Here is a 14395-nt window from a genome sequence, read left to right as displayed (position 1 = left end):
CCCTGGGCATCTTCCCCGGCCACCTGGAATACCTTCTTCGCCAAATCCACGGCGACTGTCGTGCAAGCCGACACATCCACTGCAGACATGGGCTTCTTCGTCGTCGTATGCTTTTTCATGGCCTCACCCTCACTGTCGGCGGCTTCTTAGAATGCCACCGTGGCGCCTCGACGCCTCGGTGAGGGTGAGTCCATCCAATTACAGGGGGGCTCGGCATTTCGTAGGCGCGGATTTTCTCACTCCCGGTACTCGTCCACCGGCACGCAGGCGCAGAACAGGTTGCGGTCGCCGAACACGTTGTCCACCCGGTTCACCGCCGGCCAGTACTTGAAGGCGCGGGTGTGTTCGCTGGGGGTCACTGCTTCGGCTATGCCGTAGGGCCGCTCCCAGGGGCCGGTCACGTCGGCCAGGGTGTGCGGCGCGCGCTTGAGCGGGTTGTCCTCGGCCGGCCATTCGCCGGTCTCGACCTTGGCGATCTCCGCGCGGATGCTCAGCATGGCCTCGACGAAACGGTCCAGCTCGTGCAGCGACTCGCTCTCGGTGGGTTCCACCATCAGCGTGCCGGGCACCGGGAAGGACATGGTCGGCGCGTGGAAGCCATAGTCCATCAGGCGCTTGGCCACGTCTTCCTCGCTGATCCCGGTCTGCGCCTTGAGCGGCCGCAGGTCGAGGATGCACTCGTGGGCCACGCGCTCGTTGCGCCCGCGGTAGAGCACCGGGAAGGCGCCGTCCAGGCGCTGGGCCAGGTAGTTGGCGTTGAGGATGGCCACCTCGGTGGCATCGGCCAACTGCGGGCCCATCATGGCGATGTACATCCAACTGATCGGCAGGATGCTGGCGCTGCCCCAGGGCGCGGCGCTGACCGCGTCATTCAGCGGGTTGGGCCCCTCGATGCGGATCACCGGGTGGTTGGCGACGAACGGCGCCAGGTGCTGCTTCACGCCGATCGGGCCCATGCCCGGCCCGCCGCCGCCGTGGGGGATGCAGAAGGTCTTGTGCAGGTTCATGTGCGAGACGTCCGCGCCTATGTCCGCCGGCCGCGCCAGGCCGACCTGGGCGTTGAGGTTGGCGCCGTCCATGTACACCTGCCCGCCGTGGCTGTGGATAACCTCGCAGATCTCGCGGATGCCCTCCTCGTACACGCCGTGGGTCGAGGGGTAGGTGATCATCAGGCAGGCCAGCTGGGCGCCGGCCTCGGCGGCCTTCAGCTTGAGGTCCTCCAGGTCGACGTTGCCGCCCTTGTCGCACTCGACTATCACCACGCGCATGCTCGCCATGATCGCCGAGGCCGGGTTGGTGCCGTGGGCCGAGGACGGGATCAGGCAGACGTTGCGGTGCCCCTCGCCGTGGCTCTCGTGGTACCTGCGGATGGCCAGCAGCCCGGCGTACTCGCCCTGGGCCCCGGAGTTGGGCTGCATGCAGATGGCGTCGAAGCCGGTGATGGTGCGCAGCCAGCTCTCCAGCTCGTCGATCATCAGGCGGTAGCCCTCGGCCTGCTCGCGCGGCACGAAGGGGTGCAGGTTGGCGAACTCCGGCCAGGTGATGGGGATCATCTCGCTGGTGGCGTTGAGCTTCATGGTGCAGGAGCCCAGCGGGATCATCGCCTGGTTCAGCGCCAGGTCCTTGCCTTCGAGCTGGCGCAGGTAGCGCAGCATCTCGGTCTCGCTGTGGTGGCGGTTGAACACCGGGTGGCCGAGGTAGCCGGAACGGCGCTGCAGGGTGCCGGGAATGCCGTCGGAGAGATCGCCGGCATCCAGCACGGCGATGCTCAGGCCGTGGCCGGCGCCGAGGAAGATGTCGAACAGGGTGGCGACGGTCTCGGCGCTGCAGGTTTCATCCAGGCTGACGCCCAGCCGGTCCTCGCCGACGATGCGCAGGTTGTAGCGCGCCGCGCGGGCTCGCTCGAGGATGGCCGCCTGCTGCGCGCCCACTTCCAGGGTCAGGGTGTCGAAGAAATGCGCGTTGACGCGCTTGAGGCCCTTGGCGAACAGCCCGGCGGCAAGGATCGCGGTGAGCCGGTGCACACGCTGGGCGATGCGCCTGAGGCCCTCGGGGCCGTGGTAGACGGCGTACAGGCTGGCGATGTTGGCCAGCAGCACCTGCGAGGTACAGACGTTGGAGTTGGCCTTCTCGCGGCGGATGTGCTGCTCGCGGGTCTGCAGCGCCATGCGCAGCGCGGTGTTGCCGCGGGCATCGCGGGACACGCCGATGATCCGTCCGGGCATGGCCCGCTTGAACTCGTCGCGGGTGGCGAAGAAGGCCGCGTGGGGCCCGCCGTAGCCCATGGGCACGCCGAAGCGCTGGGCGCTGCCCAGCACCACGTCGGCGCCCAGCTCGCCCGGCGGGGTGAGCAGCAGCAGGCTGAGCAGGTCGGCGGCGACGCAGGCGATGGCCTGGCGGGCGTGCAGGGCGTCGATCAGCGGGCGCAGGTCGCGGACCTCACCGCGGCTGTCGGGGTACTGCAGCAGCGCCCCGAACACCGCGTGCTGGCCCAGGTTGTCCAGCTCGTCCAGCACCAGGTCGAAGCCGAAGGCCTGGGCGCGGGTGCGCACCACGGAAATCGTCTGCGGGTGGCAGTTCACGTCGACGAAGAACAGGTTGCTCTTGGCCTTGGCCACGCGCTTGGCCAGGGCCATGGCCTCGGCGGCGGCGGTGGCCTCGTCCAGCAGCGAGGCGCTGGCCAGGTCCAGGCCGGTGAGGTCGATGGTCAGTTGCTGGAAGTTCAGCAGCGCCTCCAGGCGGCCCTGGGCGATCTCCGGCTGGTAGGGGGTGTAGGCGGTGTACCAGCCGGGGTTCTCCAGCACGTTGCGGAGGATCACCGTGGGCGTGAGGGTGCCGTAGTAGCCGGTGCCGATCAGGCTGGTCCACAGCTGGTTCTGCTGCGCATAGCCGCGCAGCCTGGCCAGGGCGCCCTGCTCGTCCAGCGCCGGCGGCAGCTCCAGCGGGCGGTTCAGGCGGATGGCCGGGGGCACCGTCTGCACGATCAGGTCGTCGAGGCTGGCGACGCCCAGGGCCTCGAGCATCGTCCGTCGCTCCGCCTCGTCGGGGCCGAGGTGGCGGCGCAGGAAGGCATCGGGCTGGTTCAGCTGGGACAGCGAAGGGCTTTTCGACATGGCCTGGACCTCGATCGGGAATGCACGATCAACACAGGATAGGCCAGGGTGGAAGAACAAGGCCCCGACTGAGCGGGGCCTTGTGGGGGTCGGCAGGGCGATCAGGCGTCTGCGTCGCAGGCGGCCTGGTAGCCGGCGGCGTCGAGCAGCTTGTCCAGCTCGGCCGGGTTGCTCGGCTTGAGCTTGAAGAACCAGGAGCCGTAGGGGTCGTTGTTGACTTCCTCGGGGGTGTCGGCCAGGACCTCGTTGATGGCGATCACCTCGCCACCGACCGGGGCGTAGATGTCCGAAGCGGCCTTGACCGATTCCACCACGCCGGCTTCCTGGCCAGCGTTCAGTTGCTTGCCGAGTTCCGGCAGCTCGACGAAGACCACGTCGCCCAGGGCTTCCTGGGCATGGTCGGAGATGCCCACGGTGACGGTACCGTCGGCTTCCAGGCGCGCCCACTCGTGGCTGGCGGCGTAACGCAGGTCGGCGGGAATATTGCTCATCTTGTTTTCCTCGGGGACGGGGCAACGGCGACGATGGGTCGCCTATGCAATTTAGATCAGGGCCTTGCCATGACGCACGAAATTCGGCTGAACGACGCGCACCGGGTACCACTTGCCACGGATTTCCACCTCGGCGCGGTCGCCGGTGGCCGCCGGCAGGCGGGCCAGGGCGATGGACTTGCCAAGGGTCGGGGAGAAGCTGCCGCTGGTGATCTCGCCTTCGCCGATGCCGGCCACCCGCACCACCTGGTGGGCGCGCAGCACGCCGCGCTCCTCCAGCACCAGGCCGACCAGCTTCGGCTGGTCGCCGGCGGCGCGCTGGGCCTCCAGGGCCTGGCGGCCGATGAAGTCGCGATCGGCCGGCTCCCAGGCGATGGTCCAGCCCATGTTGGCGGCCAGGGGCGAGATGTCCTCGTCCATGTCCTGGCCGTAGAGGTTCATCCCGGCTTCCAGGCGCAGGGTGTCGCGCGCGCCCAGGCCGGCGGGGGCGATGCCGGCGCCCACCAGTTCGTTGAGGAAGCCCGGCGCCTCGGCGGCCGGCAGCATGATCTCCAGGCCATCCTCGCCGGTATAGCCGGTGCGGGCGATGAACCAGTCGCCATCGGCCTTGCCCTGGAAGGGCTTGAGTTCGCGGATCAGGGTGGCGCGGGAGGAGCTGACCAACTCGGCGGTCTTGTCCCGCGCGTTGGGGCCCTGGACGGCCAGCATGGCCAGGTCCGGGCGCGCGTGCAGCTGGACCTCGAAGCCCTCGGTGTGGGCCTGCATCCAGGCCAGGTCCTTCTCGCGGGTGGCGGCGTTGACCACCACGCGGTAGCCGTACACGCCCAGGTAGACGATGAGGTCGTCGACCACTCCGCCACGCTCGTTGAGCATGCCGCTGTACAGCGCCTTGCCGGGCACCTGCAGGCGTTCGACGTCGTTGGCCAGCAGGCGCTGCAGGTATTCCTTGGACTGCGGACCAGTGACGTCGACCACGGTCATGTGGGAGACGTCGAACACGCCGCAGTCGCGACGGACCTGGTGGTGCTCTTCGACCTGGGAGCCGTAGTGGAGAGGCATGTCCCAACCGCCGAAATCGACGATTTTCGCGCCGAGCGCGACATGCAGGTCGTAGAGCGGGGTGCGCTGTCCCATGGGTGTTCTCCTTCCGGGAATGGCGGATGCGGAGCGCGAGGGCGGCCCGCACGAAACCGGCGCATTGTAGCCGCTAGGCGGGAGCCTGGACACCTCGGCCGACGGCCGAGTCGCGCCCCGCCGCGCTGGCCGCGGAACGGCGGATCAGCAGCACCACCGGCAGCAGCCCGGCCAGTACCAGGCTCAGCGCCGGCAGCGCGGCCCGGGCCCATTCGCCCTCGCTGGTCATCTCGAACACGCGCACGGCCAGGGTGTCCCAGCCGAAGGGGCGCATCAGCAGGGTAGCCGGCATTTCCTTCAATACATCGACGAACACCAGCAGCGCGGCGCTCATCAGCCCCGGCGCCAGCAGCGGCAGGTAGACCCGCGCGAACAACGCCGGCCCCGCCACGCCGAGGCTGCGCGAAGCCTCGGCGAAGGACGGGCGGATGCGCACCAGGGTGCTTTCCAGCGGGCCCTCGGCCACCGCCAGGAAGCGGATCAGGTAAGCCAGCAGCAGCGCCCCCAGGCTGCCCAGCAGCAGCGGCTTGCCGGTGCCGCCCAGGGCGCTGGAGAGCGGGATCACCCAGCGGTTGTCCAGCCAGCTGAAGGCCAGCATGATCGCCACCGCCAGCACCGAGCCGGGCACCGCGTAGCCGAGGTTGGCCAGGCCCACCGCGGCGCGCACCGACCTCGCCGGCGCCTGGCGGCGGGCGAAGGCCAGCAGCAGGCCGACCACCACGCACAGCGCCGCCGCCGTGGCGCCCAGGCCAAGGCTGTGCCAGAGCAGGCCCCAGTAGCGCTCGTCGAGGTCGAAGCGGCCGCGTTGCCAGCACCACACCAGCAACTGTGCCACGGGAATGGCGAAGGCGCAGGCGAACACCAGGCCGCACCAGGCGCTGGCGGCAAAGGCCTTGAACCCGCGCAGGCGGTACAGCGGCGCGGTGCGCGGCTTCTCGCTGCCGGCCACGACGCGGCCACGGCTGTGGCGCTCGCCGAACACCACCAGGAACACCCCGAGCAGCAGCAGGCTGGCCAGCTGGGTGGCGCTGGACAGGCTGTAGAAGCCGTACCAGGTCTTGTAGATGGCGGTGGTGAAGGTGTCGAAGTTGAACACCGAGACGGCGCCGAAGTCGGCCAGGGTCTCCATGATCGCCAGCGCAAGCCCTGCGCCGATGGCCGGCCGCGCCATGGGCAGCGCCACGCGCCAGAAGGCCCGCCAGGGCGACAGCCCGAGCACCCGCGCCGCCTCGGTGAGGCCGCGCCCCTGGGCCAGGAAGGCGCCGCGCGCCAGCAGGTACACGTAGGGGTAGAAGACCAGCACCAGGACCAGGATCACCCCGCCGGTGGAACGCACCCGCGGCAGCCGCAGGCCGCTGCCGAACCACTCGCGCAGCAGGCTCTGCAAGGGCCCGGCGAAATCCAGCAGGCCGACGAAGACGAACGCCAGCACATAGGCCGGGATGGCGAAGGGCAGCATCAGCGCCCAGTCCAGCCAGCGCCGCCCGGGGAACTCGCAGAGCGCGGTGAGCCAGGCCAGGCTGGTGCCCAGGACGGTCACCCCGACCCCCACGCCGAGCACCAGCACCAGGCTGTTGCCCAGCAGACGAGGCAACTGGGTGTCCCACAGGTGCGCCCAGATTTCCGTATCGATCTCACCCCAGCTCAGCGCCAGCACGACGATCGGCAACGCCACCAGGGCGGCGATGGAGAAGGTGATGGGATACCAGCGGCGGGACATGGTTATTCGGGCTGCAGGCTACAAGCGGCAGGCTGCAGGCGAAGAGCGGGGGATGGGCTTTTCGTAGGAGCGAGCTTGCTCGCGAACGCCTCGGCACGCGGCCCGGGTTCGCGAGCAAGCTCGCTCCTACAGGGGAAGCAGGCCACGGCTCCGTCGCTCTGGCCTGCAGCCATCAGTTCCAACCCGCCCGGTCCATCAGCTTGATAGCTTCGGCCTGGCGCTTGCCGGCAACTTCCACCGGGATGCTGTCGGCCTTGAAGCTGCCCCAGGCCGCCACTTCCTCGGAGGGCGCGACCTTGGGGTTGGCCGGGAATTCCTGGTTCAGCGAGGCGAACAGGGCCTGGGCGTCGGGGCCGGTCATCCATTCCACCAGGGCCTTTGCCTGCTCGGGGTGCGGCGCATGTTTGGTCAGGCCGATGCCCGAGAGGTTGACGTGCACGCCGCGGTCGGCCTGGTTCGGCCAGAACAGCTTGATCGGCAGGTCCGGCTTTTGCTTGTGCAGGCGCCCGTAGTAGTAGGTGTTGACGAGGCCGACGTCGCACTGGCCGGCGGCGATGGCCTGGAGCAGCGCGGTGTCGTCGGAGAACACGTCGGTGGCCAGGTTGCCCACCCAGCCCTTGAGGATCTGCTCGGTCTTCTGCTCGCCGTGTGTCTCGATCAGGGTGGCGGTCAGCGACTGGTTGTAGACCTTCTTCGCCGTGCGCAGGCACAGGCGGCCTTCCCACTGCTTGTCGGCCAGGGCCTCGTAGGTCGAGAGTTCCTCCGGCTTCACCCGCTGGGTGGAGTAGGCGATGGTCCGCGCGCGCAGCGACAGGCCGGTCCAGCTGTCGGTGCCGGAGCGGTACTGCGGGGGAATGTTGGCGTCCAGGGCCGGCGAGTCGAACGGCTGCAGGATGCCCATCTTCTCGGCCTGCCAGAGGTTGCCGGCGTCCACGGTGAGCAGCAGGTCGGCCGGGGTGTTGGCGCCTTCGGCCTTGATCCGCGCCATCAGCGGCGCTTCCTTGTCGGTGATGAACTTCACCTGCACGCCGGTCTTCCGGGTGTAGGCGTCGAACACCGGCTTGATCAGCTCGTCGATGCGCGACGAATAGACCACCACCTCGTCGGCGGCCTGGGCGGTGCCGGCCAGGGCGGTGAGGGCGAGGGAAGCGAGAAGGCCTTTGCGTACCGACATGCTGGCGGCTCCTGGGTAGCGGAATGAGGTTCCAGATGATAAGGAACCTCATTTAGCCCCGGAGCCGGCCTTTGTGACCGGGTGTTTCACAGGACCGCGACACGGAGTCGCGGCGCCTCAGACGCGAGCGAGCGCCGGCAGGTCGCCGGACAGCCCCAGCGCCTGGCGGACGAACAGCCCCTTGGCCTCGTGGTGGCGGTCGACCAGGCGCAGGCCGGCGTTGCGCAGCCAGCGCACGGCCAGCGGGTCGGCCTGGAACAGGCGCTGGAAGCCTTCCATCGCCGCCATCATCGCCAGGTTGTGCGGCATGCGCCGGCGCTCGAAGCGGCTCAGCACGCGCTCGTCGGCGATGCGCTCGCCACGGGCGTGGGCGTGCATCAGCACCTCGGCCAGCACCGCGGCGTCGAGGAAGCCCAGGTTGACGCCCTGCCCGGCCAGCGGGTGGATGGTGTGCGCGGCGTCGCCGATCAGCGCCAGGCCCGGCTCCACGTAGCGCTTGGCGTGGCGCTGGCGCAGCGGGATGCACAGGCGCGGGTCGACCTGCTCGATGCCGCCCAGGCAGTGCTCGAAGGCCCGGCCGAGGGCGTCGCGGAAGCCGTCGTCGTCCAGCGCCATCAGGCGTTCGGCCTGCTCCGGGGTGGTCGACCAGACGATCGAGCACCAGTGCGTATCGCCCCCGCGGGACAGCGGCAGGAAGGCCAGCGGGCCGTCGTCGGTGAAGCGCTGCCAGGCGGTGGCCTGGTGCGGCTTTTCGCAGCGCACGCTGGTGACGATGGCGTGGTGCAGGTAGTCCCACTCGCGGGTGGCGCAGCCGGCCAGGCGGCGCACGGCGGAGTTGGCGCCGTCGGCGGCGACCACCAGCGGCGTGCGGATCTGCCGGCCGTCGGCCAGGGTCAGCAGCCAGTCGTCGCCGGAATGGCGCAGCTGCTCCAGGCGCGCGCCGGGCAGCAGGCCGAGTGTGGTGTCGTGCAGGCGCTCCATCAGGGCGTCCTGCACCACGCGGTTCTCGACGATGTGGCCGAGCACCTCGGCATGCACGCTGGCCGCGCTGAAATGCACCTGGCCGGTGCCGGAGCCGTCCCACACGTGCATCTCGCGGTAGGGCTCGGCGCGCCGCGCGAGTATGCCGTCCCAGGCGTGCAGGCGCTGGAGGATGCGCCGGCTGGCCTCGGACAGGGCGCTGACGCGCGGCTCGAAGCGCGCCTCGCGGTCGAAGGGCTTCACGCTCAGCGGCGAGCCGTCGAGCAGCAGGATTTCCAGGCCGCTGCCCTGCAACGCCAGGGCCAGCGCGCTGCCGACCATCCCCGCCCCGACAATCACCAGATCCGCGTGCATCTGCATTCCTTTTTCCATGTCGTCAGCCGGCCTTGCGCAGGCGCGGCTTGAGCCTGATGTAGAGGGTCTTCTGCACCCGCGCGACCAGCGTGCCCTCGCCGTCGCGCACCTCGGCGTGCAGCCTGGGCAGGAACTTGCCGCCGTCGGCGGTGCGCTCGCGGGCCTCGTCCAGCAGTTGCTGGTCGATGCGGAACTCGGCGTACACCGGCCCCTTGCCCGGGGTGATGAATTCGATGTTGGCGGCCTTGTCCCAGACGATGTAGTCGCGCCCCAGGTTCTCCATCAGCATGAGCATGAAGAAGGGGTCGGTCATGCTGTACAGGCTGCCGCCGAACTGGGTGCCGACGTAGTTGCGGTTGAACCAGGACAGCACCATCTTCACCCGCACCTCGCGGAAGTCCGGGCTGATGTGGCGCACCCGCACGCCGGCACCGATGTACGGCGGGTAGAGGTTGAGGCCGAAGCGCAGCAGGCGGGCGCGGCGGGCCATCTTGCCTGAGGACATCGCCGCTCCCTAGACCGGCCGCGCGCCCAGGCCCATGGCCTGGCGGGCGAACCAGCGCTTGGCCGGCGGCAGCAGGTCGAGGCCGAGCAGGCCCAGGTTGCGCCCGGTGGCCAGCACCGGCTGGGCGTTGGAGAACAGGCGGGTGACGCGGTCGGAGAAGCCGACGGTCATCTGCTGGTCCAGGCGCTGGGCGTCCAGGTAGCGCTGCAGCACCGCGAAGTCGCCGGGCGCGGCGTCCGCGCCTAGCAGCTGGTCGGCCAGGGCCTGGGCATCGCGCAGCGACAGGTTGAAGCCCTGCCCGGCGATGGGGTGCAGGCTGTGCGCGGCATTGCCCAGCACCACCAGGTGCGGGCGCACCTGTTCCTCGGCCTCGCTGAGGGTCAGCGGGTAGCAGTAGCGTGCGCCAACCTGGCGGAAGCCGCCCAGGCGGTAGCCGAAAGTGGCCTGCAGCTCGTCGAGGAACTGCCGCTCGGGCAGCTCGCGCAAGCGCTCGGCGTCGCGCGGCGGGCGCGTCCAGACCAGCGCGCAGCGGTTGTCCGGTAGCGGCAGCAGGGCCATGGGCCCCTGTTCGGTGAAGCGTTCGAAGGCCTGGCCGCGGTGTTCCTCGCTGGGGCTGACGTTGGCGATCAGTGCGGTCTGCCCGTAGGGCGCCTCGCGCACGCCGATGCCCAGCTGTTCGCGCAGGCCGGAACGGCCGCCGTCGGCAAGCACGGCCAGGTCGCAGTCCAGGATCGAATCATCGTCCAGGGTCAGTCGGTAGCCGTCGTCCAGGGCCTCCATGCGGCGCACTTCGGCCGGGCAGCGCCAGCTCACCACCTCGTGGTCCAGGGCCTGCCACAGGCACTGGCCGAGCCAGGCGTTCTCCACCACGTAGCCCAGCGCCGGCACGCCCTCCTCCATTGCGGTGAGGCGCGCGGAGCCGAAGCGCCCGCGGTCGGACACGTGGATCTGGCTGATCGGCGCGCCGCGCTGGGCGATGCGTTGCCACACCCCCAGGCGCTCGTAGATCTGCCGGCTGCCGAAGGACAGCGCCGAGGAGCGGGCGTCATAGCTGGGCTGGTAGGCATCGCCGGGGGCGAAGGGCTCGACCAGCACGATGCGCCAGCCGCGCTCGCGGGCGCCGGCCTGCAGGATCAGCGCCAGGCTGGCGCCGACCAGGCCGCCACCGATGATCGCCAGGTTCGCGCGTTGCATCTCAGGCCGCCTGGGCCTTGGCTTCGGCCATCAGCGCCTCGATGGCGGCGACGGTCTTGGGCACGCCGTTGGTCAGCACTTCGCAGCCGCTCTTGGTCACCACCACGTCATCCTCGATGCGCACGCCGATGCCGCGCCATTTCTTCGGCACGTCGGTGTTGTCCGGCGCGATGTAGATACCCGGCTCGACGGTCATCGACATGCCCGGCTCGAGCACGCGCCATTCGCCGCCGACGCGGTACTCGCCGACGTCGTGCACGTCCATGCCCAGCCAGTGGCCGGCGCGGTGCATGTAGAAGGCCTTGTAGGCTTCGCTGGCGATCAGTTCGTCGACGTCGCCCTTGAGCAGGCCGAGCTTCACCAGGCCGGCGGTGATGACGCGCACGGTGGCCTCGTGGGCCTCGTTCCAGTGGCGGCCGGGGGCGATGTAGTCGAAGGCGGCCATGTTGGCCTCCAGCACCAGCTCGTAGATGGCCTTCTGCTCGGGGCTGAACTTGCCGTTGGCCGGGAAGGTGCGGGTGATGTCGCTGGCGTAGCAGTCGATCTCGCAGCCGGCGTCGATCAGGATCAGGTCGCCGTCCCTGATCTGCGCGTCGTTCTCCCGGTAGTGCAGGATGCAGGCGTTGCGCCCGGTGGCGACGATCGAGCCGTAGGCCGGCATCTTCGCCCCGCCCAGGCGGAAGGCGTATTCCAGCTCGGCCTCCAGGTGGTATTCGTAGAGCCCTGGCCGGCAGGCCTGCATGGCGCGGATGTGGGCGCCGCAGGAAACCTCGGCGGCGTAGCGCATCACCTTCACTTCGCCGGCGCTCTTGTACAGGCGCAGGTCGTGCAGCAGGTGGTCGAGGGCGACGAACTCGTTCGGCGGCTGCGCGCCCTGGCGGGCCTTGGAACGGATCACGTTGATCCAGTCCATCAGCCGGCGGTCGAACTCGGGGTTGGCGCCCAGCGCGTAGTAGACGCGGTCGCGGCCCTCGATCAGGCCGGGGAGGATGTCGTCGATGTCGCCGATGGGGAAGGCGTCGTCGGCGCCGAAGTCCCTGACCGCGCCGTCCTGGCCGGCGCGCAGGCCGTCCCAGAGTTCGCGCTCGGGGTCGCGCTCGCGGCAGAACAGCACGTATTCGCCATGCTCGCGGCCGGGGATCAGCACCATCACCGCTTCCGGCTCGGGGAAGCCGGTGAGGTACTGGAAGTCGCTGTCCTGGCGGTAGACGTGCTCGACGTCGCGGTTGCGGATGTACATCGGCGCCGCCGGCAGGATGGCGATGCTGTTGGGCTCCATCTGCGCCATCAGCGCCTTGCGCCGACGGGCGTATTCCGGTTTGGCGATACGGATCATGCAGCTACCTCAGTGCAGGGAGGGTTTGTCGGCCGGCGCCGGCACCTTGCCGAATTCGGAGAACAGCAGCAGCGGGGCGACCCGCAGGTATTCCTGGACTTCCATGTAGTCCGTCTCGCCGTCCTCGGACTCTTCCAGCTGGCCCTGGACCTGGGCGATGGCGGCGATGTCCTGGAGCACTTCGTCGGCCTCGTCGGACAGGCTGGCCTGGCGCAGCGCCAGGCCGAAACCGGCGAGGAAGCCCTGGCACCACTGGCCCAGGGCCTGGGCGCGCTCGGCCAGCGGGGCGTCGTCGTTGGGCAGCATCAGCACCACGGCCATCTCGCCGGCGCTCAGGTCCTGCTGGACCATGCCCAGCAGGCCGCCCAGGGCTGCTTGCAGGCGTTCGCTGAGTTCGCCGCCGAGCAGTTCGGCGGCGGCCTGCAGCCACTCGCCCTGGTCGAAGCCGGCGCCGGCGCAGACGCGCCCGAGCAGGTGGCCGTGCAGTTCCGCGGGCGAGATCGGCAGGGCCGCCTCGGCGAGCAGGTTGGCGAAAGCGGTGTAGGCGGAATTTACTGTGGACATGCGCGGGACCTGAATATCGACGCTAGGCGCCACCAGGCGCTATGCATAGAATGAGAGTGGCTATCCTAGCACCGCCGGGCGCGCTCAGACCATGCGACGGCGTGTCGGGCAGCCCGGTGCGCTGCCGCACCCTGTATAGTTTCCGGTCATCCCCTTGCCCAAGCGAGAGCCCATGGAAGACGCCGACCTGCAAACGCTGATCGCCAAATTCGACCTCCTGCTCCAGCGCCTGGAACAGCTCAAGGCGGAGAACCGGCTGCTGCGGGCCAACGAGAAGAGCTGGCGCGAGGAGCGCGCTCATCTGATCGAGAAGAACGAATTGGCGCGCCACAAGGTCGAAGCGATGATTTTGCGCCTGAAAGCCCTGGAGCAGGACTCATGAGCCAGACGAACACCCTGAACGTGCAGATTCTCGACAAGGAATACTGCATCACGTGCCCCGCCGAGGAGCGCGTCAACCTGGAAAGCGCCGCGCGCTACCTGGACAGCAAGATGCGCGAGATCCGCTCGAGCGGGAAGGTCATCGGCGCCGACCGCGTCGCCGTGATGGCCGCGCTGAACATCACCCACGACCTGCTGCACAAGCAGGAGCGCATGGACAACGAGCACAGCTCTACCCGCGAACGCGTGCGCGAACTGCTCGAACGCGTGGACCGCGCCCTTACCACCGATCAGCCCGGGCGGGAAGACTGACCCCGGAGAAAACCCTGGGGTATACTGGCCACGCTCCCTGGTGTGTTGGCCAGTCGGTGATGTCCCTGAGCCGATAATCGCAACAACGGAGGTTGCCAGTTGGGCTGGTGTGCATGTCCGCACGACGGAAAGCCTTAAAGCCTACTGCAACCGCCACCTTGAACTTTCGGGTTCAAGGGCTAACCCGACAGCGGCATGTCCGGGGAGCTTTCCTCCTGCCATGATCCACGCCCAAGACCTTTCCCGCGCTGCCCTGCGCCGCCTGCTGCGCCAGGCCCGCCGCCAGCTCAGCGCGCAACAGCAACGCCAGGCCGCCCGCGACCTGCAGCGCCGCATGGCGCAACACCCGCTGTTCCGCCGCGCCCGCCACATCGCCCTGTACCTGCCCGCCGACGGCGAGATCGACCCGCGCCCGCTGCTCAAGGCCGCGCAGAAACGCGGCAAGGCCACCTACCTGCCGGTGCTCAGCCGCTGGCCGCACACCCACATGACCTTCCAGCGCGTCGGCAACGGCGAGCGTTGGCGGAACAACCGCTACGGCATCGCCGAGCCGCTGCCGGACCGCGGCCGCCAGCGCGAGCCCTGGGCGCTGGACCTGGTGCTGCTGCCGCTGGTGGGTTTCGACGAACGGGGTGGGCGCCTGGGGATGGGCAAGGGGTTCTACGACCGCACCCTGGCGTACCTGGGCAGGCGCAAAATCTGGCGCAAACCGACACTTTTGGGCCTGGCGCACGAATGCCAGAAGGTGGACCGGCTGGACCTGGCCAGCTGGGATGTGCCGCTGCAGGGCATCGTCAGCGACGCCGGCTGGTACGGCGCGCTCGCACAGGCGCCGCGTTCCCTGCGGCGCCCGGCGGGGTGAATCAGGGCTGTTTGGTCACCTGGACCGGAACCTCGCCCTGGCGGTCCCACAGGCTCTGGGTGTAACCGGTGGTGACGACACCCAGGCCGAACAGGATCACCAGCACCCACAACAGATCGGGCTTACGCTTCATCGATTGCCTCCCCCTTCCAGGCAAACTGTCAACGATGGCCGGCGGTGGTTTTTGGTCCGTCCGGCGCGTGCCAAGCTGAAAAACGGCGGCATTCTCCGACAATGGAAAGCGTCTCGCAATTCCATGCCTAGTCCAGTCGTC

Annotated in this window: 14 protein-coding genes and 1 other RNA gene; 4 read left to right on the top strand and 11 right to left on the bottom strand. The window is 69.2% G+C overall.

Going from position 1 to position 14395, the window contains the following annotated elements; genetic code table 11:
• Positions 1 to 236 precede the first annotated feature (236 nt).
• The 10 genes from gcvP to VV867_RS27265 all read right to left on the bottom strand — a co-directional run bounded on the left by gcvP (position 237) and on the right by VV867_RS27265 (position 12566).
• Positions 237 to 3113: an aminomethyl-transferring glycine dehydrogenase gene (gcvP, locus tag VV867_RS27310; protein WP_328568058.1), complete on the bottom strand. Its 2877-nt coding sequence runs from the start codon at positions 3111 to 3113 to the stop codon at positions 237 to 239.
• A gap of 101 nt (positions 3114 to 3214) precedes the next feature.
• Complete coding sequence (gene gcvH / locus VV867_RS27305) at positions 3215 to 3604, bottom strand: glycine cleavage system protein GcvH (RefSeq protein WP_009615120.1); 390 nt, start codon at positions 3602 to 3604, stop codon at positions 3215 to 3217.
• A gap of 51 nt (positions 3605 to 3655) precedes the next feature.
• Entirely contained in the window at positions 3656 to 4738 is a 1083-nt protein-coding gene (gcvT, locus tag VV867_RS27300; RefSeq protein WP_109935064.1) for a glycine cleavage system aminomethyltransferase GcvT, read from the bottom strand.
• 73 nt (positions 4739 to 4811) lie between these two features.
• Positions 4812 to 6458, bottom strand: coding sequence for an ABC transporter permease (locus VV867_RS27295; protein ID WP_328568057.1), 1647 nt, complete (start codon positions 6456 to 6458; stop codon positions 4812 to 4814).
• Positions 6459 to 6630: 172 nt separating this feature from the next.
• Positions 6631 to 7632 (bottom strand): extracellular solute-binding protein, encoded by a 1002-nt coding sequence (locus VV867_RS27290; protein ID WP_109935062.1) that lies wholly within the window; start codon positions 7630 to 7632, stop codon positions 6631 to 6633.
• A 117-nt stretch (positions 7633 to 7749) separates the two neighbouring features.
• Positions 7750 to 8967: a 2-octaprenyl-3-methyl-6-methoxy-1,4-benzoquinol hydroxylase gene (locus VV867_RS27285; RefSeq protein ID WP_328568056.1), complete on the bottom strand. Its 1218-nt coding sequence runs from the start codon at positions 8965 to 8967 to the stop codon at positions 7750 to 7752.
• 22 nt (positions 8968 to 8989) lie between these two features.
• A complete protein-coding gene (locus VV867_RS27280; RefSeq protein WP_089391009.1) occupies positions 8990 to 9472 on the bottom strand; it encodes a DUF4442 domain-containing protein in 483 nt (160 codons plus the stop codon).
• 9 nt (positions 9473 to 9481) lie between these two features.
• Positions 9482 to 10666 (bottom strand): 2-octaprenyl-6-methoxyphenyl hydroxylase, encoded by a 1185-nt coding sequence (gene ubiH / locus VV867_RS27275; RefSeq protein WP_328568055.1) that lies wholly within the window; start codon positions 10664 to 10666, stop codon positions 9482 to 9484.
• A gap of 1 nt (position 10667) precedes the next feature.
• Positions 10668 to 12002 carry a Xaa-Pro aminopeptidase gene (gene pepP, locus VV867_RS27270; RefSeq protein ID WP_328568054.1) on the bottom strand — a complete coding sequence of 445 codons (1335 nt, stop codon included), beginning with the start codon at positions 12000 to 12002 and terminating at the stop codon, positions 10668 to 10670.
• Between the two features lie 9 nt (positions 12003 to 12011).
• Positions 12012 to 12566, bottom strand: a complete 555-nt coding sequence (locus tag VV867_RS27265; protein ID WP_109935059.1) for a UPF0149 family protein — start codon at positions 12564 to 12566, stop codon at positions 12012 to 12014.
• 172 nt (positions 12567 to 12738) lie between these two features.
• Here VV867_RS27265 and VV867_RS27260 point away from each other — a divergent pair, with 172 nt between their 5' ends.
• The 4 genes from VV867_RS27260 (at position 12739) to VV867_RS27245 (ending at position 14121) form a co-directional block, all read left to right on the top strand.
• Entirely contained in the window at positions 12739 to 12948 is a 210-nt protein-coding gene (locus VV867_RS27260; protein ID WP_009615100.1) for a TIGR02449 family protein, read from the top strand.
• Entirely contained in the window at positions 12945 to 13259 is a 315-nt protein-coding gene (locus VV867_RS27255) for a cell division protein ZapA (RefSeq protein ID WP_009615099.1), read from the top strand. Before VV867_RS27260 ends, VV867_RS27255 begins: the two co-directional genes overlap by 4 nt.
• Positions 13260 to 13290: 31 nt before the next feature.
• Positions 13291 to 13469: non-coding RNA, 6S RNA (ssrS, locus tag VV867_RS27250), on the top strand.
• 10 nt (positions 13470 to 13479) lie between these two features.
• Positions 13480 to 14121, top strand: a complete 642-nt coding sequence (locus tag VV867_RS27245; protein ID WP_109935058.1) for a 5-formyltetrahydrofolate cyclo-ligase — start codon at positions 13480 to 13482, stop codon at positions 14119 to 14121.
• Between the two features lies 1 nt (position 14122).
• Here the strand turns inward: VV867_RS27245 and VV867_RS27240 are convergent, their stop codons facing one another.
• The gene (locus VV867_RS27240) at positions 14123 to 14254 is read right to left on the bottom strand and encodes a hypothetical protein (protein WP_009615095.1); all 132 of its coding nucleotides are present in this window, start codon (positions 14252 to 14254) and stop codon (positions 14123 to 14125) included.
• Positions 14255 to 14395: the final 141 nt, after the last annotated feature.

Origin of the sequence: Pseudomonas sp. JH-2 (assembly GCF_036231725.1) — a bacterium.
Lineage (GTDB): Bacteria > Pseudomonadota > Gammaproteobacteria > Pseudomonadales > Pseudomonadaceae > Pseudomonas > Pseudomonas delhiensis.
The sequence above is the reverse complement of the archived record's forward strand: the minus strand, read 5'-3'. Positions and strand labels throughout refer to the sequence as shown.

What these genes read in the sequence shown, in the direction of transcription:
- gcvP (WP_328568058.1), bottom strand. Translation starts at nt 3,113, where the DNA reads ATGTCGAAAAGCCCTTCGCTGTCCCAGCTGAACCAGCCCGATGCCTTC.
- gcvH (WP_009615120.1), bottom strand. Translation starts at nt 3,604, where the DNA reads ATGAGCAATATTCCCGCCGACCTGCGTTACGCCGCCAGCCACGAGTGG.
- gcvT (WP_109935064.1), bottom strand. Translation starts at nt 4,738, where the DNA reads ATGGGACAGCGCACCCCGCTCTACGACCTGCATGTCGCGCTCGGCGCG.
- VV867_RS27295 (WP_328568057.1), bottom strand. Translation starts at nt 6,458, where the DNA reads ATGTCCCGCCGCTGGTATCCCATCACCTTCTCCATCGCCGCCCTGGTG.
- VV867_RS27290 (WP_109935062.1), bottom strand. Translation starts at nt 7,632, where the DNA reads ATGTCGGTACGCAAAGGCCTTCTCGCTTCCCTCGCCCTCACCGCCCTG.
- VV867_RS27285 (WP_328568056.1), bottom strand. Translation starts at nt 8,967, where the DNA reads ATGCACGCGGATCTGGTGATTGTCGGGGCGGGGATGGTCGGCAGCGCG.
- VV867_RS27280 (WP_089391009.1), bottom strand. Translation starts at nt 9,472, where the DNA reads ATGTCCTCAGGCAAGATGGCCCGCCGCGCCCGCCTGCTGCGCTTCGGC.
- ubiH (WP_328568055.1), bottom strand. Translation starts at nt 10,666, where the DNA reads ATGCAACGCGCGAACCTGGCGATCATCGGTGGCGGCCTGGTCGGCGCC.
- pepP (WP_328568054.1), bottom strand. Translation starts at nt 12,002, where the DNA reads ATGATCCGTATCGCCAAACCGGAATACGCCCGTCGGCGCAAGGCGCTG.
- VV867_RS27265 (WP_109935059.1), bottom strand. Translation starts at nt 12,566, where the DNA reads ATGTCCACAGTAAATTCCGCCTACACCGCTTTCGCCAACCTGCTCGCC.
- VV867_RS27260 (WP_009615100.1), top strand. Translation starts at nt 12,739, where the DNA reads ATGGAAGACGCCGACCTGCAAACGCTGATCGCCAAATTCGACCTCCTG.
- VV867_RS27255 (WP_009615099.1), top strand. Translation starts at nt 12,945, where the DNA reads ATGAGCCAGACGAACACCCTGAACGTGCAGATTCTCGACAAGGAATAC.
- VV867_RS27245 (WP_109935058.1), top strand. Translation starts at nt 13,480, where the DNA reads ATGATCCACGCCCAAGACCTTTCCCGCGCTGCCCTGCGCCGCCTGCTG.
- VV867_RS27240 (WP_009615095.1), bottom strand. Translation starts at nt 14,254, where the DNA reads ATGAAGCGTAAGCCCGATCTGTTGTGGGTGCTGGTGATCCTGTTCGGC.